Below are 20,937 nucleotides of genomic sequence, written 5' to 3'. Positions count from 1 at the left end.
CCGGGTCCGGGGCGGCGACCGAGCCTATCCCCCGGGGCCGTGGGTCACTCCGACGCGCGGTCGAGCAGGTCGCGCTCGTCGTCGGCCAGCCGCAGGTCCAGCATCGGCAGCAGGTCGGCCAGCTGCTCGACCGAGCGGCCGCTGGCGATCGGGGCGACCACGGTGGGCCGGTCGGCCAGCCAGCGCAGCGCGACCGCCGAGCCGGTGGTGCCGTGCGCCGCCGCGACCTGCTGGAGGGCGGCGAGCACCCGGTCGCCCTTCTCCCCCACGTAGGCCGAGGCGCCCTTGGCCCGCGGCGAGTCGATGGTCTCCCCCGCCCGGTACTTGCCGGTCAGGAAGCCCTTGGCCAGCGAGAAGTAGGGCAGCGTGCCCAGTCCGCGGTCGGCGACGACGTCGCGCAGCCCGTCCTCGTAGGCCGCCCGCTCCATGAGGTTGTAGTGCGGCTGGAGCGCGACGTAGGGGCTCAGGCCCTGGTCGCGCTGGATGTCCAGCGCCTCGGTGAGCCGCTCCGGGGAGTAGTTCGAGGCCGCGACGTGGCGGACCTTGCCGGCCCGGACCAGCTCGTCGAAGGCGGTGAGCGTCTCCTCCAGCGGCGTGGTCGCGTCGTCGTAGTGGGCGTAGTAGAGGTCGATGTGGTCGGTCTGCAGGTTGCGCAGCGACCGCTCGGCGGCGGCCCGGATCTCCGGGGCCGACAGCGGGTGCTCCTTGTCCCCGGGCGAGGCCTTCGTGGCCACGGTGACCCGGTCCCGCATGCCCCGCTCGGCCATCCAGCGGCCCAGGATCTGCTCGGACAACCCGTTGCCGTACATCTCCGCGGAGTCGACGAACGGGGACTCCGTGCTGGGCACCGCGTCGGTGAACCGGTCGAGCAGCGCGAAGGACGTCGGCTCGTCGGCGGTCCAGCCGAACACGTTGCCGCCGAAGCAGAGGTCGCTGACGATCAGGTCGGTCCCGGGGAGCGAAGGCATGCCCCGAACGTACGACGCGGGGGTCCAGAGGGTCGGGTGAGGCGGGAAAACCGCGGATTCCCGGGCCTCTGACTGGCCAGACAGCCCGGTGGCATGGCAACGTCCCCGTCGTCCCTGGTCGACGACGTGGTCGACCAGACCGCCCACGGCGGGGCCAGCGCCCCGTGTGGATGCCCCTGCCGGGGAGGCCTGCCGCCGTGGTGGGCCGCACAGACCACCGAGAGGAACCACCGTGAACAAGGCCGAACTCGTCTCCGCCATCTCCAAGCGCGCCGACGTGCCCGCCGCCACCGTCGACTCCGTCATCGCCGCCCTCGGCGAGGAGTTCGTGGACGCCCTCACCCGCGGCGAGAAGATCGCCGTCGCCGGGCTGCTGACCCTCGAGCGCAGCTCGCGCTCGGCCCGCACCGGCCGCAACCCCCAGACCGGCGAGTCGATCGAGATCGCCGCGTCGAACACCGCGAAGCTGACCGCCGGCTCGAACCTGAAGAAGGCCGCGGCCGCCGTCCCCGTCTCCTGACGTCCTCGTCGGCGCCCGTCCCGGATCCCGGGGCGGGCGCCGTCGTGCGTCCGGGGGCAGGATGCGATCCGTGCTCACCGTGGAGACCGACCCCGCAGACGTAGGACTCGACGCCGGCCGGCTGGCCCGGCTGGACGCCCGGCTGGCCCGCTGGGTCGACGACGGCCAGCTGCCCGGGTTCCTGGTGACCGTGGCCCGCGGCGGCCGGCTGGCGCACGTGGGCACCCACGGCCACCGGGACGTCGAGGCCGGTCTGCCGGTCACCCCGGACACCATCTGGCGGATCTTCTCGATGACCAAGCCGGTCACCTCGGTGGCGGCGATGTCCCTGTACGAGGAGGGTGCCTTCGAGCTCACCGACCCGATCACCCGCTGGCTGCCGGAGTTCGCCGACACCCGGGTCTACGTGGCCGGCTCGGCCGCGAAGCCGGTGACCGTGCCGCAGATCGAGCCGATCCGGGTCTGGCACCTGCTCACCCACACCTCGGGCCTCACGTACGGCTTCCACCACGCCCACCCGGTCGACGCCGCCTACCGCGCCGCCGGCCACGAGTGGGGCACCCCGCCCGGCGCCGACTCCGCCGAGGTCACCCGGCAGTGGGCGTCGATGCCGCTGGTCTTCCAGCCCGGCAGCGAGTGGAACTACGGCGTGTCCACCGACGTGCTGGGCCGCCTGGTCGAGGTGATCGCCGGCAAGCCGCTGGACGAGGTGTTCGCCGAGCGGGTGTTCGGCCCGCTGGGCATGACCGAGACGTCCTTCGGCCTGCGCCCGGACGACGACCCGGCCCGCCTCGCCCGCCTCTACGCCCCCGGCGTCGTGCCGCTGACCGCCTTCGAGCCGGCCGCGAAGCAGAAGCCCGCGTTCCTGTCCGGCGGCGGCGGGCTGGTGTCCACCGCCGGGGACTACCTGAAGTTCGTGGAGATGCTCCGGGCCGGCGGCGCCGCGCCGGACGGCGGGCGGGTGCTGGGCTCGCGGACCGTGGCGCACATGGTCCGCAACCACATCCCGGGCAACGCCGACCTCGAGACCTACGGCCGGCCGCTGTTCGCCGAGACCCCGCTGCGCGGCGTCGGGTTCGGGCTGGGCTTCTCGATGGTGCTGGACCCGGCCCGCTACGGCGTCGTCAGCTCGGTCGGCGACTACTCGTGGGGCGGGGCGGCGTCCACGGCGTTCTACGTCGACCCGGTCGAGGACCTGACCGTCACCTTCTACACGCAGCTGCTGCCCTCGAGCACGCTGCCGATCCGGTCCTACCTGCGGCAGCTGGTGAACCAGGCGCTGGTGTGAGGCTCGACCCGACCCCGGACACCCTGCACGGCTGGTTCGACGCGTCGCTGCCGCCGGCGCTGATCGTGGACCCAGGCACCACGGTCACCGTCAGCTGCCTGGACTCCGGCTGGTCGACCGGCCCGTTCGACGGCGGTGACGACGGGGCAGGACTCGCCGCCCGGGAGCGGCACCCGGCCTGGGAGCCGGGCACCGGGCACGCGCTCACCGGGCCGATCGCCGTCCGCGGTGCCCGGCCGGGGCAGGTGCTCGCCGTGCGGGTGGACGACGTCGTCCCCGGCGCCTTCGGGACGACGTACTGCGGCCTGCGGGACACCGCGCTCAACCGCCGGCTCGGCGTGCTCGCGGACCCGGTGGTGCTGCGCTGGACCATCGCCGACGGCGTGGCCACCGAGCAGCACGGCCACCGGATCGCCGTCCGGCCGTTCCTGGGGGTCATGGGCGTGCCCCCGGCCGAGCCGGGCCGGCACTCGACGGTGCCGCCGCGGTGGCCCGGCGGGACCCTGGACCGCCGCGAGCTGGTCGCCGGCAGCACGCTGTACCTGCCGGTCACCGTCCCGGACGCGCTGCTGTCCGTCGGCGACGGGCACGCCGCCCAGGGCGACGGCGAGGTCAGCGGCACGGCGATCGAGTGCCCCGTCGAGGCCACCCTGACCGTCGACGTGCTCGACGACCTGCACGGCCTGGACCTGCGGACGCCGGTCGCCCACACCCCGGCCGGCTGGGTGGCCATGGGCGTGGCCGACGACCTGGACACCGCCACCGGGCACGCGCTGGACGCGGTGCTGGACCTGATGGGCGCGCTGCACGGGATCGGCCGCTCGGAGGCGCTCGCGCTGGCCTCGATGGTGGTCGACCTGCGGGTCACCCAGGTGGTCAACGAGGTGGTCGGCGTGCACGCCCTGCTCCCCGTGGGACGGTTGCTGGCGTGACGCTGCGGATCGGTGCCCTGGACGTCCCCGACGGGCACCTCGTGGTGATGGCGATCGTGAACCGCACGCCGGACTCCTTCTACGACCGCGGCGCGACCTACGAGCTGGCCGCCGCCGTCGAGCGGGTGGACCAGGTGGTGGCCGAGGGCGCGGACATGGTCGACGTCGGCGGGGTCAAGGCCGCCCCCGGCGAGGAGGTCACGCCCGCCGAGGAGATCCGCCGCACCGCCGACCTGGTCGCGGCGATCCGGGCCGCGCACCCGCGGCTGCCGATCTCGATCGACACCTGGCGGGCCGAGGTCGCCCGCGAGGTGCTGGCCGCCGGAGCCGACGTGGTCAACGACGCCTGGGGCGGGGTGGACCCCCAGCTGGCCGAGGTCGCCGCCGAGGCCGGCGCCGGGATCGTCTGCACGCACGCCGGCGGGCTGCCCCCGCGCACCCGGCCGCACCGGATCGGCTACCCCGACGTGGTCGCCGACATCGTTACGCGGACGACGGCGCTGGCCGACGCCGCCGTCGCCGCCGGGGTGGACCGCGAGCGGGTGCTCATCGACCCCGGCCACGACTTCGGCAAGAACACCCGGCATTCCCTGGAGGCCACCCGCCGGATCGGTGAGCTGGTGGACACCGGCTGGCCGGTGCTGGTGGCGCTGAGCAACAAGGACTTCGTCGGGGAAACCCTCGGCGTCCCGCTGGAGGAGCGGCTCACCGGCACCCTCGCCGCCACGTCGGTCAGCGCCTGGCTCGGGGCCCGGGTGTTCCGCGCCCACGACGTCGCCGCCACCCGGCAGACGCTGGACATGGTCGCCAGCATCCGCGGCACCCGCCCCCCGCTGCGCACCGCCCGCGGCCTGGCCTGAGGTCCGCAACTAGGTTCCCTGCATGGCCGCCACCGGGTTCCACACCGCCGACGAGCTGAACGCGCTGCTGCCGGGCACCCTCCCGGGGCTGCTGGGCATCGTGGTGGACACCCACGAGCCCGGCCGGCTGACCAGCCACCTCGACGTCCGGTCGGAGCTGCTGGCGCCCAACGGCTACCTGCACGCCGCGACCGTCGTCGGCCTCGCCGACACCTCCTGCGGGCTGGCCACCCGGGCGCTGCTGCCCGAGGGCTCGAGCGGGTTCACCACCGTGGAGCTCAAGAGCAACCACCTGGGGACGGCGACCGACGGCCGGGTCGAGTGCGTCGCGACCAACGTGCACGCCGGCCGCACCACCCAGGTGTGGGACGCCGTGGTGACCAATGCGGGCACGGGCAAGACGATGGCGCTGTTCCGCTGCACGCAGTCCGTGCTCTGGCCGCGCTGAGCCCTACCGGCCGGTAGCCCCGCTGTGGCCGGGGCCACGCCGGGTGTGAGACTGGGGTCACCCGTCCAGTCCCGAGGAGGACCACCCGTGGCGTACGCCAGCCGTTTCCCCGACGTCGAGATCCCCGACGCCGCCGTCCCGAGCTACGTCCTGGCCCGCTCGGCGGAGCTGGGCGACGCGCCGGCCCTGGTCGACGGGCTGTCCGGCGAGACCATCACGCACGGCCAGCTGGTCGCCCACGTCGACCGCTTCGCCGCCGCCCTGCACGCCCGCGGCCTGGGCAAGGGCGACGTCGTCGCCGTCTTCTCCCCCAACACGATCTGGTTCCCGGTCGTCTTCCACGGCATCGCCGCGGCCGGCTGCGTGATGAGCCCGATCAACTCGCTGTACACCCCCGACGAGATCGCCTTCCAGCTGAAGGACGCCGGCGCGAAGACGCTGATCACCGTCTCGCCGTTCCTGGACCGGGCCCGCCCGGCGATGGCGGCCGCCGGGGTCACCGACCTCGTCGTCCTGGACGGCGCCGAGGGTGCCGACAGCCTGCGCGACCTGCTCACCAGCCAGGCGCCGTCGGTCCAGCCCGACATCGACCCGGCCACCGACCTGGTCACGCTGCCCTACTCCAGCGGCACCACCGGCCTGCCCAAGGGCGTGATGCTGACCCACCGCAACCTGGTCGCCAACGTCGCGCAGACCCGGCCGCTGATCGACCTGCACGACGGCGACGAGCGGATCATCGCCGTCCTGCCGTTCTTCCACATCTACGGCCTGACCGTGCTGATGAACCAGGGCCTGCAGTGGGGCGGCACCGTGATCACGCTGCCCCGCTTCGACCTGGAGCAGTTCCTGCGCGCGATCCAGGACCACAAGGTCACCCGGGCGTTCGTGGCGCCGCCGATCCTGCTGGCGCTGGCCAAGCACCCGCTGGTCGAGCAGTTCGACCTGTCCAGCCTGCGGTCGGTCACCTCGGGCGCCGCGCCGCTGGACGAGTCGCTGGCCTTCGCCGCCCAGGACCGGCTGCGCACGCTGGCCGGCACCGGGGACGACGGCGTCACCGTCGCCCAGGGCTACGGCATGACCGAGCTGTCCCCGGTCAGCCACACCACGCCCGACCACGGCCTCGAGCCCGCGGGCGTCGGCGCCACCCCCAAGGGCACCGTCGGCTACGCCATCCCGAACACCGAGTGCCGGCTGATCGACCCGGCGACCGGCGAGGACGCCGCCGAGGGCGACCGCGGCGAGCTGTGGGTCCGCGGGCCGCAGGTCATGGCGGGCTACCTCAACAACCAGAAGGCCACCGACGAGACGCTGGACGCCGAGGGCTGGCTGCACACCGGGGACGTCGCGATCGTCGACGACGCCGGCCGGTACACCGTCGTCGACCGGGTCAAGGAGCTGATCAAGTACAAGGGCTACCAGGTGGCCCCGGCCGAGCTGGAGGCTGTGCTGATCGGCCACCCGCAGATCGCCGACGCCGCCGTCATCGGGGTCAAGGACGCCGAGTCCGGCGAGGAGCTGCCCAAGGCGTTCCTGGTCCGGGCGCCCGGCGCCGAGATCACCGAGGACGAGGTCAAGGCCTACATGGCCGAGAAGGTGGCCCCGCACAAGAAGATCCGGCTGGTCGAGTTCATCGACGCGGTGCCCAAGTCCGCGGCCGGCAAGATCCTGCGCAAGGAACTCCGCAGCCGGTGACCGGCGAGGCCGCCGCCCCGCACCCCGACCCGGTGGTCGAGGTGCGGGGCGGCGTGGCCTGCCTGCGGCTGCCGGCCGACGGCCCACCCCTGGACGGCGAGCAGGCCGCCGTCGACGTGGTCGGCGAGGCCTACGGGCCCGACGCCCGGGTGGTCGTGGTCCCCGTCGAGCGGCTGCCGGGCGACTTCTTCGTGCTGCGCAGCGGGGTCGCCGGGGCGGTCACCCAGAAGTTCGTGCAGTACGGCGTGCGGCTGGTGGTGCTGGGCGACCCGGCCGCGCTCGGGCCGACGTCCGGGCCGGTGGCGGACTGGGTGCGGGAGGCCGACCGCGGGCGCGACCTGGCCTTCGTCGCCGACGAGGCGGAGCTGGACCGGCGGCTGGGTCCGGCGTCGGCGGGCTGACCCAGTCCAACCCCGCCCGGGGCATGCTGTCCGCGGCGCCCCGGGCACCGGGCCACGAGGACGGAGCGGCATGGCGAAGCAGCGGTTCGAGTACAAGGTCGTCGAGCTCCGCGAGGGCATGATCGGCGGCAAGATGAGCGGCGACGAGCTCGAGAAGGTCCTCAACGAGGCCGCCGGCGACGGCTGGCAGCTGAAGTCCGTCACCACCGCCGACATCAAGGGCCGGATCGGGCCGGGCAGCACCGAGGGCGTGCTGGTCACCTTCGAGCGCCCGGTCGGCTGACCCGCTCCCGGATGGGGTGCGCCGCGGTCGACCGCGGCGCACCCCACCGGACCGCGGTTCACCCCGCCCAGGGATCGACGAGATCGATGCCGGTACCGGTGAAGTCGCGGGTGTTCCGGGTCGCCAGCACCCCACCCCGGGACGCGCAGATCGCCGCGATCTGCGCGTCGAATCCGCTGATCGGCAACCCGGCCGCGTCCCGCGCCGACACGATCCGGGCGTAGCCCACGGCCGCCGGCTCGTCGAAGGGGAGCACCTCGGCGCGGAACAGGTCGAAGACCTCGTCTGCCACCGCCTCCAGGGCCCGTCGTCGGGCGCCGCCGGGGAGTCGGGCCAGTCCGTAGCGGATCTCGGCCACGGAGATGGCCGTCGTCCGGATCTCGGGACCGGGAACTCCACCCACCCAGGCGACGACCTCCGCAGCCGGGGTCGGCCGCATCAGCTCGGACAGCACGTTCGTGTCGAGGACGATCACGACCCGAGGTCGACGGCGGCCGCCCGGGGGAGCTCGCTCCGGGCGGGCAGGTCCAGGTCGGCACCCCCGGCACTGCCGAACCGGTCCAGCAGGGCACGGGCCAGGCCGACGTCCTCCTGCGGTTCGGTCACCGCGGCGGTCAGGATCTCTCGGACCTCCGCCTCCATGGAGCGTCCGTGCCCGGCCGCCCGCACCTGCAGGCGAGCCTTCACGGCGTCGTCCAGGTCCCTGATGCTGAGTGCTGCCACATCGCCTCCCATGCGTGCTGGCAATGCTAGCGCTTCGGCAGACCCTTGCGCCAGGCGCTGAAGGAGCTCACCGGCCCGGCGTGCGGCCGGTGCAGCCACGGCCAGGGGTGCACCTCGACCGGGTCCACCTCCGCGGCCCGGCGCCGGAACCCGGGCACCGGCGCGTGGGTCACCGCCACCGACCGGCCCGCCAGCTCGGCCACGGGCTCGCCCAGGTGCAGCTGCACCTCCCGGTCCTCCGCGAGCTCGGCCAGGGTCTCGGTGAGGAAGACCAGCCGCTTGGAGGCCAACCGGAGCCGGGCCAGCAGCGGCTCGTCGAAGACGAAGACCACCGGCAGGTCCGGGTGCGCGGCCAGCGCCGGGTCCGCCGTCCCCAGGGACTCCGCGGTCAGCCAGACGGCGTCCGGCTCCCCCGTCGTCGCCACGTCGGCGGGACCTCCGGTGACCTCCGGCGAGGGGTCGGCGGTCATCAGCGGCTCGCGCTCCAGCCAGCGGGTCGGCTGGTCGTCGGGCCAGGCCTCGATCGGGCAGTCCGACGCCAGCGGGCACCGCTCGCACAGCCCCGGCGCGCGCTTGCGGACCTGCCAGCGGGAGAACCCGTAGGCCTTCCCGTTCCCGGCGCCGACCGTCCACTGCCAGCCGACCCGGTTGGCCGCGCGGGAGCCGTCCAGCAGCCGGGCGTACAGCTCGTCCTCGCCGGCGGCCCAGTCGTGCCCGGCGCGCACCGTCCACTGCGAGGACACCCACATCCGGGTCTGGTTGACCAGCCAGCCGTCGGCGTCCAGCTCGCCCAGCACGGTGTCCAGGCAGGCCATCTCGCGCGGCCACGGCTCCTGCCAGCGCACCCGGGCCCGCGCCGGCTCGGCCCGCAGCGCCGTCCGGGTGCGGGTGCCCAGCCGGGCGTAGAGGTGCCGCGAGTACTCCTGCCACAGCAGCTCGTCGCGGTACTTGCTGCGGTCCCGGGTCGGGGCGTCGGCGACGGCGTCCCACACCTCCGGCAGCGACAGCAGGCCGTGCCGGATGTACGGGCTCATCGCCGAGGCACCGCGCCGGGACTCCGGCAGCACCTCGTTGCGGCGGCCGGCGTAGCCGGTGACGTCCAGGGTGGCGAGTGCGGTGTCCGCGGCGGCCTGCCCGCCGCGGAACCGGCCGGAGGGCGCGACGGCGTCGTCGCGGTGCAGGTGGCCCAGGTGCTGCGCCACCCACCGGGGGACGTCGGCGACGGCGGGGACGGGCAGCTGGCTCACCGTCCCACCCTGCGGGTTCCCGGTGCAGCGCGCCGGGTGGGTGCGGCCTACGGTCGCCCTCATGCGCGCGATCACGATGGACTCCCCCGGCGGCCCCGAGAAGATGGTCTGGACCGAGCTGCCCGACCCCACCGCCGGTCCCGGCGAGGTGGTCCTCGACGTCGTCGCCAGCGCGATCAACCGGGCCGACCTGCTGCAGCGCGAGGGCAACTACCCGGTGCCCCCGGGCGCCAGCCAGGTCATGGGCCTGGAGTGCAGCGGCATCGTCGCCGAGGTCGGTCCGGGCGTCGTGGGCTGGCAGGTCGGCGACGAGGTCTGCGCCCTGCTGGCCGGCGGTGGCTACGCCGAGAAGGTGGCCGTCCCGGCGGCGCAGCTGCTCCCCCGGCCCTCCGGCGTGGAGCTGGCCTCGGCCGCCGCCCTGCCCGAGGTGGTCTGCACCGTCTGGTCCAACGTGTTCATGCGGGCCGGCCTGGCCCGCGGGGAGCTGCTGCTGGTGCACGGCGGCGGCAGCGGGATCGGCACGATGGCCATCCAGCTCGCCGTGCGCGCCGGCGCCCGGGTGGCCACCACGGCCGGCAGCGCCGAGAAGCTGGCGTTCTGCCGCGAGCTGGGCGCCGAGATCCTGGTCAACTACCGGGACGAGGACTTCGTCGAGGTGGTCAAGGCCGCCGGCGGCGCCGACGTCGTCCTGGACAACATGGGCGCGGCCTACCTGGCCCGCAACGTCGACGCCCTCGCCCCCGACGGCCGGATCACCATCATCGGCATGCAGGGCGGCCGGAAGGGTGAGATGGACATCGGGGCGCTGCTGGCCAAGCGCGGCAGCGTGCACGCCATGGGCCTGCGCGGCCGGCCGGTCGAGGGCCCGAACGGCAAGGCGACGATCGTGGCCGCCGTCCGGGAGCACGTGTGGCCCGACGTCGAGTCCGGCCGGGTGCGTCCGGTCGTGCACACCCGACTGCCGATGGCCCGGGCCGGCGACGGCCACCGGATCCTGGAGGAGTCCTCGCACACCGGCAAGGTCCTGCTGGTCAACGACTGACGGAGTCGGAGCGCTCGGGAAACGATGCGCTGCGACTCCGCTCAGGCCAGGGCGGCGATCGACTCCACCATGTGGTCGACCTCCTCCATCGTGTTGTAGTGCAGGATGCCCAGCCGCACCGCGCCGCCCTGCTCGTTGACCCCGAGGGCGTCGAAGAGCTCGCGGGCGTAGTAGTCGCCGTCCCAGGCGCAGATGGTCCGGCGGGACAGCTCCCGGGCCACCGCCCGCGGCGTCATCCGCGACACCGTGAACGACAGGGTCGGCGTGCGGTAGAGCGGTGAGCCCAGCACCTGCACGTGCCGCATCGACCGCAGCGCCCGGTCCAACCGGTCGAACAGCAGGCCCTCGTACCGGACGACGGCGGACATGGAGGTCTGCAGCCGCTCCCGGCGGGTGCCCGTGGCGTCGGGGGCCAGCGCGGCGAGGTGGTCCACCGCGGCCGCCACCCCGGCGTAGAGCTCGAAGGTCGCCGTCCCGGTCTCGAAGCGGTCGGGCACCCGGTCCGACGCCGGCACCAACTTGTCCGGGGCGAGCGTCTCCAGCAGGGCGGGGTCGGCCACCAGGGCGCCCACGTGCGGGCCGCACCACTTGTAGGCCGAGAGGGCCAGGAAGTCCGCGCCGGTCGCGGTGAAGTCGATCAGGCCGTGCGGGGCGGCGTGCACGCCGTCCACGTAGACCAGGGCGCCGACGGCGTGCGCGCGGTCGGCGATCGCCCGGACGTCGGGCCGGGTCCCGATCGCGTTGCTGGCCATCGTCACCGCGACCAGCCGGGTGCGGTCGGTGAGCAGCTCGTCGTACTGCCACTCGGGCAGCTCGCCGGACTCGATGTCCACCTCGGCCCACTTGACCAGCAGCCCGGCCTCCTCGGCCAGCTGCACCCAGGGCCGGATGTTCGCGTCGTGGTCCAGGCGGCTGACCACGATCTCGTCGCCGGGCCGCCAGGTCTTGGCCAGCGTGCGGGCCATCGAGTAGGTCAGCGTGGTCATGTTGGGCCCGAGGACGACGCCCTTCGGGGTGCCGCCGACCAGGTCCGCGACCGCCGAGCGGGCGCCGGCGACCAGCTGCTCGGCGCGGGCGGAGGAGGGGAAGACGCCTCCCCGGTTGGCGATCGGCACGCGCATCGCCTGGGACACCGCGCGCAGCACGCTCTCCGGCACCAGCGAGCCGGCCGGGCCGTCGGCGTGCACGAACCCGTCGGACAACCCGGGGAACAGACCCCGGACGCGGGCGACGTCCAGCAGCGCGCCCCCCGGTCCCATGCCTCAGACCCTAAACCGCGGTCGGTGACGGTGAGGGGCCGCTCCGTCACGGACGAGGTCGCGGAGCCGGACGACGGGCTCCCGGGCAGGATGGAGGCCATGACAGCACCCGGAGGCAACGGCGAGCACACCCCCGGCCGGCAGGTGGTCGTCGTCGGGCCCGACGGTCAGCCCGTGGCGTCGATGCCCGCCGGCGAGGCCGGCGGGATGGGGGGCGAGGACCTGGGCGACCTGGTCCAGCAGCCCGCCAAGGTGATGCGGATCGGCACGATGATCAAGCAGCTGCTGGAGGAGGTCCGCGCCGCACCGCTGGACGAGGCCAGCCGCAACCGGCTGCGCGACATCCACGCCGCCTCCATCCGCGAGCTGGAGGAGGGCCTGTCGGTCGAGCTGCGCGAGGAGCTGGAGCGGATCACGCTCCCGTTCACCGTCGACGAGACCCCCAGCGACGCCGAGCTGCGGATCGCGCAGGCCCAGCTGGTCGGCTGGCTCGAAGGCGTCTTCCACGGCATCCAGACCGCGCTGTTCGCCCAGCAGATGGCCGCGCGGGCCCAGCTCGAGGAGATGCGCCGCAAGGCCCTGCCCGGCGGCGGGCAGCCCGGCATGCCCCAGCAGCAGCCCGGCGGCGGCCAGTACCTCTGAGTCCCGGGCCCGCCGCCCGGACGGACGGCGGGCCGCCGGTCTCAGACGGTGAAGGCGGCCAGCGCGGTCTCCAGCTCGGACCCCATCCGGGCCAGGTCGGCGCTGGCGGTCTGCGCCGCGGCGACCCGGGCCGTGCTGGTCCGGGTGCCCTCGGCCAGCCCCGCGATGGCGGTGGAGATGTGCCGCGAACCGCCGGCGGCCTCGGAGACGCTGCGGCTCATCTCGTCGGTGGTGGCGGTCTGCTCCTCGACGGCCGCGGCGATGGTGGCCTGGAAGTCGTTGATCTCGCCGATCACCGTGCTGATCGCGCCGATGGCCTCGACCGCGCCGGCGGTGTCGCTGCGGATCGACTCCACCCGCCGGGCGATGGTCTCGGTCGCCCGGGCGGTCTCCTGCGCGAGCTCCTTGACCTCGCTGGCCACCACGGCGAAGCCCTTGCCGGCCTCCCCGGCCCGGGCCGCCTCGATGGTGGCGTTGAGCGCCAGCAGGTTGGTCTGCTCGGCGATCGCGGTGATCATCTTGACCACCGAGGCGATCTCCTCCGAGGACTCCCCCAGCTTGCCGACCATCTGGGTGGTCTGCTCGGCGACGCCGACGGCCTGGCCGGCCACCCGGGAGGCCTGCTGGGCGTTGCTGGAGATCTCGTTGATGGCCGCGCGCATCTGGGTGGAGCCGGCGGCCACGGTGTCCACGCTGGCGGTGACCCCGGTGGCGCCGTCCAGCACGGTGGCGGCTTGCTGCGCGGCGACGCGGGCGTCCTCGCCCATCGCGTCGGCGGTCGCGGCCAGCCGGCCCGAGGACTCGGCCAGGTGCCGGGCGGAGGCCGAGGCCACCCGGAGCACGCCGGTGATGGCGTCCAGGCTGCGGTCCAGCGCGGCGGAGACCCGGCCGAGCTCGTCGGTGCCGGTGGCGGCGACCCGGACCCGCAGGTCGCCGGCGGCCACCTTCTCCAGCGTCTCCTGGATGCGGCGGACCGGGCCGGTGACGCTGCGGGCGACCAGCAGGGCCAGCCCGACGGCCAGCAGCAGGCCGGCGACGGCGAGCGCGACGACCAGGTCACGACCGGTGCGGTAGGTGTCGGCGGCCTCGACCTCGGCCGCGGACGCGGTCTGCTCCGCCGCCCCCGTGGCGGTGGTGAGCGCCTGCGCCATGACGTCCTCCTGCTGGCTCATGGTCCGCAGGAAGCCGGGGACGCCGGACTGGTCGGTGGTGGCCGCCGCGGCGATGAGCGAGCCGAGCGCCTGGTCGTAGGTGTCGTTGGCCGTCGTGAAGTCGGCCATGGCCGACCGCGCGGTGTCGTCCAGCGGCAGGCCGGCGATCAGCTCGACCTGGTCGGCGACCTCGCCGTGCAGCTCCTGGGCCCGCTGCTGCGACTCGGCGATGCTCGCCGGCGGCAGCGTGACGATGTTGGCCCGGGCGAGCTCCGTGGACTGCTCCCACCACAGCGCCTGCAGCGTCCGGACGGCGTCCAGCGGCACCAGCCCCTCGTCGTAGACCTCGCCCGCCCGGTCGTCGAGGGCGGCCATCCGTGCGGTGCCGGCGGCGGCCACGCCCACGGCGACGGCCGCGACGACGAGGATGGCGGCCAGCAGGCGGGCGCGCACCCCCCAGGACCTGGGGTCGAGGGGACGGCGGGTGGGCAACGGGGTGACGTCCATGCCGGGTGGTTCTCCTGGGCTCGGGCCGGGCGGATCGCCGTGTGCTTCGGCAGCGCCCGCCGCGCTCGTGAGCCCAACCCAGGATGAGCGCGGCCACCGCCCCGGGCCGGTCGACCTGTCGACCCGGCCGTCCTCAGCCGCGTCGGGCGGCCCACCGGTCCAGCGCGGTCACGGTGCGCACGTGCGGGAAGGTCAGCGCCAGCACCACGGCGAGCGCGGCGCCGACGGCGGCCGGGGAGGACGCCGGACCGGCCAGCACCAGCACGGCGGCCAGGCTGGCCAGGGTCGGCACCGCGGCGTGCCGGGCGAACCGGCCCGCGGCCCGTGCCGTGCCGGGCGCCGAGCGTCCGCCGCGCAGCAGGTCCAGCAGACGGGCGGTGTGCCGCAGGGCGTGCCAGCCGGCGAACCACACCCCGAAGGCCGCCAGCGGCGGGACGACGGCGAACAGCACGACGACCACCGCCAGCTCGGCCGCCTCCGCCCGCCCGCCACCCCGCCGCGCGCCGGTGCCCGCGACGAGCACCGCCGCGGCGAGCACCAGGGCGATGGCCACCCGGGCGGGCACCGGGAGCGGGCTGCCCCAGGCCGGTGCGAGGTGGCCGAGCACCTGCGCGGACCCCGCCGGCCACAGCACCAGCGGCAGGCCGACGACGGCCAGGCCGTGCGCGAGCGTCGTCGGCACGTCCTGCAGCAGGCCGGGCACCGGCCGACCGGCGTCCGCCGCCGAGACGACGGCCTCGGCGCGCCCGAAGTGCACGGCCGAGACGAGGAGGAAGACCGCGACCGTCGGGGTGGGGGCCACGACGAGGGACACGGCGGCGGCGACCGCCGCGGCCAGGTAGCCGGCCAGCACGCCGCCGAGGGCCCGCGCGGTGGGCCGCTGCCCGCCGGTCCAGAACGGCACCATGTGGTCCACCGCGCCGTGCGGGACCCCGAGCACGATCCCGGCCATCGCCAGCACCGGGGCGGCCCGGGTGACCAGATCCGGGTCCAGCAGCTGGGCGAGCAGCACGGCGAGGACGAGGGCCCGGCCGACGACGACCGAGGGCCGCCCCTGCCGGGCAGGACCGGGACCGCGACGGGTCCGGTCCTGCCCGGTGGTCTGCAGCACGGGTCAGCTCGTCCGCGCGGTCCGGTTCACCCGGCCGGTGCCGTTCGCACCGACCAGCCGGTCGCGGACCGGGCCGTCGTCGTCGTCGTCATGGACGGTGTCCGGGTGGTCGTCGTACTCCGGGTCCTCCAGGCGGCTCTTCACCCGGGCGACCTTGTAGATCGCCAGCCCGTAGGCGGCCTTCGCGAGGATGTCGGCGATCGAGTAGCCGGCCTGCTTGAGCACGAACCCGCCCTCACCGCCGAAGAAGTCCCCGCCCAGGATCGGGAAGAGGTAGGCGATCGGGTAGACGCCCCACAGCCCGACGAGGGCGATGCGCAGCATCTTGATCGTGTGCTTGACCTCCTCGGGCTGGCGGTCCAGGGACTTGGACAGCTCCACGAAGAGCACGTACAGCAGGTAGAGGAACGGGATGGTCGACAACGTCCCCCAGACCAGCCGCGGTACGACCTCGTTGGTGATCTCGCCCGGGTAGCCGAGGGCGATCATCAGGGCCGAGGCCGGGATCAGCTTGAACAAAAGCTTCTTGGACGCCGCCCGGCCCAGCGCGAGCACCGCGACGGTCTCCAGCAGGAGCAGCGGGACGGTGAGGAACCAGTCGACGTAGCGGTAGCCCTCGTTGAACTCGATGTTCGAGAGCTGGTGGGCCGAGTCGATGGTCTGCCCGGGCGGGTAGCTGTCCTCGAAGTTGTTGAAGATCCGGAAGTAGTGGTAGGCCGCGATCGCGCACACCGTCGCGGAGACGATGACGGCGTTGCGGTACTGCTTCGCCACCTGCCGCTGGCTCACCACGAGGTACAGCGAGGTGAACAGCAGACAGGCGATGGCGAGGGAGAACAGGTTGTAGACCGTGGCGAAGTTGCCGGCGGACAGAGAAGGGATGTTGACGGCGGCTGCCTGGACCATCGAGGTGCCTCACGGGGTGGGAGACCCGACCCCGCCTCGTGGCGGGGCCGACCGTTTCCGGTAAGCGGGGTTTACGCCGATGACGACGGCGGGTCCAGTTGCACAGGTTTGGTCGGTCAGCGCGGTGCGGCGGCCAGCAGCCGGACGGCGTGCGCCAGGTCGGCCGACAGCACCACCTGCGGGTCCGGGGCACGGCCGGACCAGCCCGGTCCGCCGGCCACCAGCACCCGGACACCCCGGGTGCGGGGCAGCGCGTCGACCGGGAAGCGGGGTGCCACCTCGTCCTCCCCGCGCGCCCGCTGGCTCCACACGAAGACCCCGGAGACCCCGGTGCGGCGGACGGCGGAGACCAGCGCGGTGGCCGGGAGCTGGCCCATCACCTGGGTCGGCACCCGCAGCTCGGCCAGCGCGGCCGCCAGCACGTGCAGCGGGAGCACGTGCCAGTCACCCGGCGGCGAGGTCAGCAGGATCCCGCGGCCGGGGTGCGGTCGGGGCTGGCAGGCGCGGTGCGCCCGCAGCGACTCCACGACGGCCTCGCTGAGCAGGTGCTCCACGTCGATGCCGGCCCCGGTCTGCTCCCACCGCAGCCCGGCCGCGACGAGCACCGGGCGCAGCACGTCGTCCCAGGTGGCGACCGTGCCGTGGGCGACCAGCAGGTCACCGAGGATCTCGTGCACCCCCGCGGCGTCCAACCGGGCCGCCGCCCGGGCGAGTCCGCGCGCCGCGGGCGGGGCGTGCGGGAGCGCCAGCACCGTGCCGCCGGCCCCGGACCTGCGCCGTGGCCGCACCGGCGAGCTCGGCCCGGCGGCGTCGTCGACACCGGCGAGGACCCGGCGGGCGGCCTCGGCGGCACCGCACCCCTCGGCGACCAGCCGCTGCATCCGCAGCAGGCGGTCCAGGTCCGCCGGGTCGTAGCGCCGGTGCCCGCCACCGGTCCGGCCGCTGGGGGTCAGCCCGTAGCGCCGACCCCAGCTGCGCAACGTCTCCGGGGCGACCCCGAGCCTGGCCGCCGCTGCACCCACGGACAGCACGGCGGAGCCGGTCTCGGACACCTCGGGTGCGACCACCGGCCCATCATGGGCACGTGGCGCCGGCCGCCGCCCGCCTACGAGCGGAGCCCCGCCAAGTACTGGGCGACGCCGTCGGCGTCGTTGGTGGCGGTGACGTCGGTGGCCGCGGCCAGGACGTCGGGGTGCGCGTTGCCCATCGCCACCGCTCGGCCCCCGCCCTCGCGGACCCAGTGGAACGCCTCGATGTCGTTGGGCATGTCGCCGAAGAACACGACGTCGGCGGGACCCAGCCCCAGGTCGGTGCACACGTCGGCCAGCCCGGTCGCCTTGCTGACGCCCTTCGCCGAGATCTCGGCCATCGCGTCCGACGACGAGTTGGTCACCGTCGCGAGGTCGCCCACGGTCGCCGACACCAGCTCCAGGAACTCCTCGCGCGGCAGGTCCTCGTGCCGGGCCAGCAGCTTGGCCACCGGCGCGGACACCATCTCCTCCAGCGTCGCCACCGCCACGCCGGGGGCGTCGAGGTCCCACCGCGGCTGGTAGACCGGCTCGTGCCGGAACTCCAGGCCGTACTCGACGGCGAACCAGGTGCCCGGCTGCTCGCTGCGCAGCCCCGCGGTGACGTGCCGCAGCACGTCGACCTGCATCGGGTGCTCGTGCAGCACCTCGAACCGGCCGAGGTCGAGCTGGACGGCGCCGTTGCAGCAGACCGCCCGGCCGGTGCCCAGCACCTCGCGGATGGCCAGCATCCAGCGCGGCGGCCGGCCGGTGGCCAGGACGAACGGCACGCCGTCGTCGCCCCAGGCGTGGATCTGCTCCAGCGTGGCCGGTGCGACGGTCTCGTCGCTGCGCAGCAGCGTGCCGTCCATGTCGCTGGCGATCAGCTTCGGGGTCCAGCTCACGGCTGCAGGGCCTCCAGGTAGCGGGCGACGCCGTCGGCGTCGTGGCCGCCGGTGCGGCCGGTGGCGGCGGCGAGCACCGCGGGGTGGGCGTTGGCGACGGCCACCGAGCGGCCGCCGGCGGCGTTCACCGCGTGGATCATCGGCAGGTCGTTGGGCATGTCGCCGAACACCAGGACCTCGGACATCGGGACGCCGAACCGCTCCAGCGCCACGGCCAGCCCGGTGGCCTTGGTGATCCCGGGCGGCAGCACCTCGATGAAGCCCAGGCCGGCGTGGGTGACCTCGGCGGCCGAGGAGTCGGTGACCGACAGCGCCAGGGCGAGCAGCTCGTCCTGGCCCAGGGTCTCCGAGCGCAGGAACACCTTGAGCACCGGCCCGTCGGGCAGCACCTGCTCGCGCGGCAGCAGGTCGGCGGGCTCGGGGTAGGGCCAGTCGAAGCCGTGCTGCACCCGCAGCGGGGTCAGCGCCTCCGACTGGGTGGCGGCGTCCTCCACGGCGATGATCAACGGGCCGGTGACCGCCTCGATCGCGGCGACCACGGCGTGCGCCTCGTCGCGGGGCAGGCCGACCGCGCGGAGCACCTCGTCGGCGTCCAGGTCGACGACGAAGCCGCCCTGGGCCAGCACGGCGACCCCGCGGCCGCCCAGCGTCGTCCGCACGCTGTCCAGCAGCCGCGGGCCGCGGCCGGTGACGCCGACGACGGGGACGCCGGCGGCCCAGCTGGCGTCCATGGCCGCGCGGGTGCGGTCGGAGACCGTGCCCTGGCTGGTCAGCAGGGTGCCGTCGAGGTCGGTGGCGACCAGCTGCGGCCGCCACGGTCCCAGGTCGCCGAGCTCGAGGACGACGTCGCTCCCCTCGCCGCCGCTGTGCTTGGGCAGCGTGTTCGCGGCACGAGCGGGGATGTGGGCGGTCACGCGCTCGGCACGAGCGACATGCCCGGGCTCAGCACGGCGTGCCCGCCCAGCCAGGGGCGCAGCGCGACCGGCACGTGCACCGACCCGTCGGCGCGCTGGTGCACCTCGAGCAGGCAGGCGATGGTGCGGGCGATCGCGCACAGCGTGCCGTTGAGGGTGGCCACCGTCTGCGGCTTGCCGTCGGCGTCCCGGGAGCGGATCGACAGCCGGCGGGCCTGGAACGTGGTGCAGTCCGACGTCGAGGTCAGCTCGCGGTAGGTGCCCTGGGTGGGGAACCAGGCCTCGATGTCGAACTTGCGGGCGGCGCTGGTGCCCAGGTCGCCGGCGGCGATGTCGACGACCCGGTAGGGCAGCTCGAGGGCCTGGAGGAACTCCTCCTCCCACTGCAGCAGGCGCAGGTGCTCGGCCTCGGCGTCCTCGGGGGCGCAGAAGCTGAACATCTCGACCTTGTCGAACCAGTGCACGCGGATGATGCCCTTGGTGTCCTTGCCGTAGGACCCGGCCTCGCGGCGGAAGCAGGAGCTCCAGCCGGCGTAGCGCTTGGGCCCGGCCGACAGGTCGAGCACCTCGTCGGCGTGCATGCCGGCCAGCGCGACCTCCGACGTCCCCACGAGGTACAGGTCGTCGCGCTCGATCCGGTAGACCTCCTCGTCGTGCTCGCCGAGGAAGCCGGTGCCCTCCATGGCCTTCGGGCCGACGAGGGCGGGGGCGACGACGGGGGTGAACCCGGCGGCGACGGCGCGGGTGATGGCCAGCTGGGCCAGCGCGAACTCCAGCAGGGCGCCGGGACCGGTCAGGAAGTAGAACCGCGAGCCGGACACCTTGGCGCCGCGCTCCATGTCGATGGCGCCCAGCGCGGTGCCGATGTCCAGGTGGTCGCGGACCTCGAAGTCGTAGGTGGGCACCTCGCCCACTGTGCGCAGGGTGACCGCGTCGTCCTCGCCGCCGGGCGGGACCTCGGGGGCCACGACGTTGGCGATCGCCAGGTGCGCGGTGCGCAGCGCCTCGTCGGCGGTGCGGGTGGCCTCCTCGGCCGCCTTGACCTCGGCGGCGAGGGCCTTGGCCCGCTCGAGGATGGCGGGCCGCTCCTCGGGGGTGGCCTTCTTCACCGACTGCGAGGCGGCCTTCTGCTCGGCGCGCAGGTCGTCGGCCCGGTGCACGGCCGCCCGCCGCTCGGTGTCGGCCGCGAGCAGGGCGTCGACCAGGGACTCGTCGTCCCCCCGGGCGCGCTGGCTGGCGCGGACGAGGTCGGGGTCATCGCGGAGGAGGCGCAGGTCGATCACCCGCTGATGGTAGGTGCCGGGGTCGGCCCCGGACGCGAGGACGCCCCCCACCCGCGAGCGGGTGGGGGGCGTCCTGGTGGAGCGGGGTGCTAGATCACGCAGTGGGGATCGTCAGCGTGGCGACACCGACCAGGAAGTTGTCCGGGACGGCGCCGGGGGCACCCAGGGTGGTGTTGAGGAACTCGGCGGCGGCCGGGGAGACCTCGACCTTGGTGCCGGTCAGGATCGCGTTGCCCGAGCTGTCCACGGTGATGGGCTCCAGCGTGGTGCCGTTCAGGTTGAACAGCGGGAACGAGGCAGCGGCGAGCGTGCCGTTGACCGAGACGTCGGCGAACAGGATGGCCGGCTTGCTCGGGACGACGACGAAGTTCTCCAGCGAGATGACGTTCTCACCGGCGGTCAGCGAGATGCCCGACCCCTGGTGGAAGATCGCGCCCTGGACGAACGGGCGGTAGCCGGAGTCCTTGTCGTAGACGGTGGCGGTGCCGCCGGTGATCGGGAAGTCCAGCGTCGCGCCGTCCAGCGTCGCGGTGCCGATGACGCCCGGGGTGATGTTCAGGCTGGTCAGCGCGTCGAGGAAGCCGGAGTCCAGGGCCACGGCGGTGTCGCCGCCGGAGATCGCGGGGATCGTGGCGATGGGGGCCGGGTTGCTCACGGTCGACGAGGTCGCCGCGGCGGCCGAGGTGCTGGTGTCGGTGGCCGAGGTGTCCGAGCCGGAGCTGCAGGCGGCCAGGCCGAGCGCGGCGCTCATGGCGATGGCAGCGACGGCGGTGCGCTTGGCGGTGGTCTTGTTGAGGTTCACGGTGTTTCTCCCTGTGTCGGTCGTCCGCGTCGTCCGCGGGATCACG

General features: G+C 74.5%; 23 protein-coding genes. 10 read left to right on the top strand and 13 right to left on the bottom strand.

Going from position 1 to position 20,937, the window contains the following annotated elements; translation table 11 throughout:
* Positions 1-44: 44 nt before the first annotated feature.
* On the bottom strand, positions 45-968 hold the full coding sequence (locus tag LFA75_RS13060) for an aldo/keto reductase (RefSeq protein WP_225234065.1): 924 nt from the start codon (positions 966-968) through the stop codon (positions 45-47).
* A gap of 232 nt (positions 969-1,200) precedes the next feature.
* On the opposite strand from LFA75_RS13060, the gene LFA75_RS13055 reads away from it, so the two are divergent.
* From LFA75_RS13055 to LFA75_RS13020, 8 genes are all read left to right on the top strand, one after another.
* Entirely contained in the window at positions 1,201-1,488 is a 288-nt protein-coding gene (locus LFA75_RS13055) for an HU family DNA-binding protein (RefSeq protein WP_091246611.1), read from the top strand.
* Between the two features lie 61 nt (positions 1,489-1,549).
* Positions 1,550-2,776: a serine hydrolase domain-containing protein gene (locus LFA75_RS13050; RefSeq protein WP_225234064.1), complete on the top strand. Its 1,227-nt coding sequence runs from the start codon at positions 1,550-1,552 to the stop codon at positions 2,774-2,776.
* Entirely contained in the window at positions 2,773-3,708 is a 936-nt protein-coding gene (locus tag LFA75_RS13045; protein WP_225234063.1) for an acetamidase/formamidase family protein, read from the top strand. Before LFA75_RS13050 ends, LFA75_RS13045 begins: the two co-directional genes overlap by 4 nt.
* Positions 3,705-4,568, top strand: a complete 864-nt coding sequence (gene folP / locus LFA75_RS13040) for a dihydropteroate synthase (RefSeq protein WP_225234062.1) — start codon at positions 3,705-3,707, stop codon at positions 4,566-4,568. The genes LFA75_RS13045 and folP overlap by 4 nt, the downstream gene beginning before the upstream one ends.
* Before the next feature lie 22 nt (positions 4,569-4,590).
* Entirely contained in the window at positions 4,591-5,016 is a 426-nt protein-coding gene (locus tag LFA75_RS13035) for a PaaI family thioesterase (RefSeq protein ID WP_225234061.1), read from the top strand.
* Between the two features lie 87 nt (positions 5,017-5,103).
* Positions 5,104-6,708: an AMP-binding protein gene (locus tag LFA75_RS13030; RefSeq protein WP_225234060.1), complete on the top strand. Its 1,605-nt coding sequence runs from the start codon at positions 5,104-5,106 to the stop codon at positions 6,706-6,708.
* Positions 6,705-7,109 carry a DUF4180 domain-containing protein gene (locus LFA75_RS13025; protein WP_225234059.1) on the top strand — a complete coding sequence of 135 codons (405 nt, stop codon included), beginning with the start codon at positions 6,705-6,707 and terminating at the stop codon, positions 7,107-7,109. The genes LFA75_RS13030 and LFA75_RS13025 overlap by 4 nt, the downstream gene beginning before the upstream one ends.
* 70 nt (positions 7,110-7,179) lie before the next feature.
* Positions 7,180-7,392: a DUF4177 domain-containing protein gene (locus tag LFA75_RS13020; protein WP_225234058.1), complete on the top strand. Its 213-nt coding sequence runs from the start codon at positions 7,180-7,182 to the stop codon at positions 7,390-7,392.
* A 58-nt stretch (positions 7,393-7,450) separates the two neighbouring features.
* Here LFA75_RS13020 and LFA75_RS13015 read toward each other — a convergent pair whose 3' ends face one another.
* Genes LFA75_RS13015 through LFA75_RS13005 form a run of 3 tightly spaced genes read right to left on the bottom strand, consistent with a single transcriptional unit; the run spans position 7,451 to position 9,362 of the window.
* Positions 7,451-7,867: a type II toxin-antitoxin system VapC family toxin gene (locus tag LFA75_RS13015; protein WP_225234057.1), complete on the bottom strand. Its 417-nt coding sequence runs from the start codon at positions 7,865-7,867 to the stop codon at positions 7,451-7,453.
* Entirely contained in the window at positions 7,864-8,115 is a 252-nt protein-coding gene (locus LFA75_RS13010) for a FitA-like ribbon-helix-helix domain-containing protein (protein WP_225234056.1), read from the bottom strand. Before LFA75_RS13010 ends, LFA75_RS13015 begins: the two co-directional genes overlap by 4 nt.
* A 26-nt stretch (positions 8,116-8,141) precedes the next feature.
* On the bottom strand, positions 8,142-9,362 hold the full coding sequence (locus tag LFA75_RS13005; RefSeq protein ID WP_225234055.1) for an FAD-binding domain-containing protein: 1,221 nt from the start codon (positions 9,360-9,362) through the stop codon (positions 8,142-8,144).
* A gap of 61 nt (positions 9,363-9,423) precedes the next feature.
* Between LFA75_RS13005 and LFA75_RS13000 the strand changes: the two genes are divergently transcribed.
* Positions 9,424-10,404 (top strand): NAD(P)H-quinone oxidoreductase, encoded by a 981-nt coding sequence (locus LFA75_RS13000; protein ID WP_225234054.1) that lies wholly within the window; start codon positions 9,424-9,426, stop codon positions 10,402-10,404.
* A gap of 41 nt (positions 10,405-10,445) precedes the next feature.
* Here the strand turns inward: LFA75_RS13000 and LFA75_RS12995 are convergent, their stop codons facing one another.
* Entirely contained in the window at positions 10,446-11,663 is a 1,218-nt protein-coding gene (locus LFA75_RS12995; RefSeq protein ID WP_225234053.1) for a cysteine desulfurase-like protein, read from the bottom strand.
* 99 nt (positions 11,664-11,762) lie between these two features.
* Between LFA75_RS12995 and LFA75_RS12990 the strand changes: the two genes are divergently transcribed.
* The gene (locus tag LFA75_RS12990) at positions 11,763-12,305 is read left to right on the top strand and encodes a bacterial proteasome activator family protein (RefSeq protein WP_225234052.1); all 543 of its coding nucleotides are present in this window, start codon (positions 11,763-11,765) and stop codon (positions 12,303-12,305) included.
* A gap of 41 nt (positions 12,306-12,346) precedes the next feature.
* On the opposite strand, the gene LFA75_RS12985 is transcribed toward LFA75_RS12990, so the two are convergent.
* The 8 genes from LFA75_RS12985 to LFA75_RS12950 form a co-directional block, all read right to left on the bottom strand.
* Positions 12,347-13,963, bottom strand: coding sequence for a methyl-accepting chemotaxis protein (locus LFA75_RS12985; protein WP_225234051.1), 1,617 nt, complete (start codon positions 13,961-13,963; stop codon positions 12,347-12,349).
* Positions 13,964-14,096: 133 nt separating this feature from the next.
* On the bottom strand, positions 14,097-15,074 hold the full coding sequence (locus LFA75_RS12980; protein ID WP_225234050.1) for a Brp/Blh family beta-carotene 15,15'-dioxygenase: 978 nt from the start codon (positions 15,072-15,074) through the stop codon (positions 14,097-14,099).
* Between the two features lie 3 nt (positions 15,075-15,077).
* Entirely contained in the window at positions 15,078-15,980 is a 903-nt protein-coding gene (locus LFA75_RS12975; RefSeq protein ID WP_225234049.1) for a bacteriorhodopsin-like, read from the bottom strand.
* 116 nt (positions 15,981-16,096) lie between these two features.
* The gene (locus LFA75_RS12970; protein WP_225234048.1) at positions 16,097-17,047 is read right to left on the bottom strand and encodes a MerR family transcriptional regulator; all 951 of its coding nucleotides are present in this window, start codon (positions 17,045-17,047) and stop codon (positions 16,097-16,099) included.
* Positions 17,048-17,085: 38 nt separating this feature from the next.
* Positions 17,086-17,892, bottom strand: a complete 807-nt coding sequence (locus LFA75_RS12965; protein ID WP_225234047.1) for an HAD family hydrolase — start codon at positions 17,890-17,892, stop codon at positions 17,086-17,088.
* Positions 17,889-18,806: an HAD family hydrolase gene (locus LFA75_RS12960; protein WP_225234046.1), complete on the bottom strand. Its 918-nt coding sequence runs from the start codon at positions 18,804-18,806 to the stop codon at positions 17,889-17,891. The genes LFA75_RS12965 and LFA75_RS12960 overlap by 4 nt, the downstream gene beginning before the upstream one ends.
* On the bottom strand, positions 18,803-20,089 hold the full coding sequence (serS, locus tag LFA75_RS12955; protein WP_225234045.1) for a serine--tRNA ligase: 1,287 nt from the start codon (positions 20,087-20,089) through the stop codon (positions 18,803-18,805). Before serS ends, LFA75_RS12960 begins: the two co-directional genes overlap by 4 nt.
* 94 nt (positions 20,090-20,183) lie before the next feature.
* Positions 20,184-20,891, bottom strand: a complete 708-nt coding sequence (locus tag LFA75_RS12950) for a hypothetical protein (RefSeq protein ID WP_225234044.1) — start codon at positions 20,889-20,891, stop codon at positions 20,184-20,186.
* Positions 20,892-20,937: the final 46 nt, after the last annotated feature.

Origin of the sequence: Klenkia terrae (assembly GCF_900491935.1) — a bacterium.
GTDB classification, from domain to species: Bacteria; Actinomycetota; Actinomycetes; order Mycobacteriales; family Geodermatophilaceae; genus Klenkia; species Klenkia terrae.
The sequence above is the reverse complement of the archived record's forward strand: the minus strand, read 5'-3'. Positions and strand labels throughout refer to the sequence as shown.